This window comes from Plantactinospora sp. GCM10030261, from assembly GCF_042666615.1.
Lineage (GTDB): Bacteria > Actinomycetota > Actinomycetes > Mycobacteriales > Micromonosporaceae > KBS50.
On the sequence record NZ_JBHTDD010000069.1, the window covers coordinates 1 to 748 of the forward strand.

A 748-nucleotide genomic window follows, 5' to 3' on the forward strand; every position below is an offset into this window, starting at 1 on the left:
GGACTGGCCGACGACCCGCTTGTGCAGCTCGTCCTCCATCCGCAGCAGCCGGGAGGTCTCCTCCTCGGTGAGCTTGTAGACCGGGATTCCGGTCCAGTTGCCCAACACCTCGGCGATCTGCTCGTCGTCGACCTCGGACACGACGTCGAGGTCGCCTGCCTTCCACTCCTTCTCCCGCTGGGCCTTCTGCCCGAGCAACTGCTTCTCCTTGTCGCGCAGCTGGGCGGCGCGCTCGAAGTCCTGCGCGTCGATCGCGGACTCCTTGTCCCGCCGCACCTGGGCGATGCGCTCGTCGAAGTCACGCAGATCTGGCGGCGCGGTCATCCGGCGGATCCGCATCCGGGCGCCGGCTTCGTCGATCAGGTCGATCGCCTTGTCCGGCAGGAACCGATCGGAGATGTACCGGTCGGCCAGCGTCGCCGCCGCCACCAGCGCCCCGTCGGTGATGCTCACCCGGTGGTGTGCCTCGTACCGGTCCCGCAGCCCCTTGAGGATCTCGATGGTGTGCGCCAGCGAGGGCTCGCCCACCTGGATCGGCTGGAACCGCCGCTCCAGGGCGGCGTCCTTCTCCAGATGCTTGCGGTATTCGTCCAGGGTGGTGGCGCCGATGGTCTGCAACTCGCCGCGGGCCAGCATCGGCTTCAGGATGCTCGCCGCGTCGATCGCGCCCTCGGCCGCGCCCGCACCCACCAACGTGTGGATCTCGTCGATGAACAGGATGATGTCGCCCCGGGTCCGGATCTCCTTG

The 748-nt window shown here is 68.4% G+C and carries 1 protein-coding gene; it reads right to left on the reverse strand.

The window, feature by feature from the left end; all coding sequences use genetic code 11:
- The coding region (locus ACFQUZ_RS32365; protein ID WP_377449115.1) for a UvrB/UvrC motif-containing protein at positions 1-748 on the reverse strand (748 nt) is incomplete at both ends.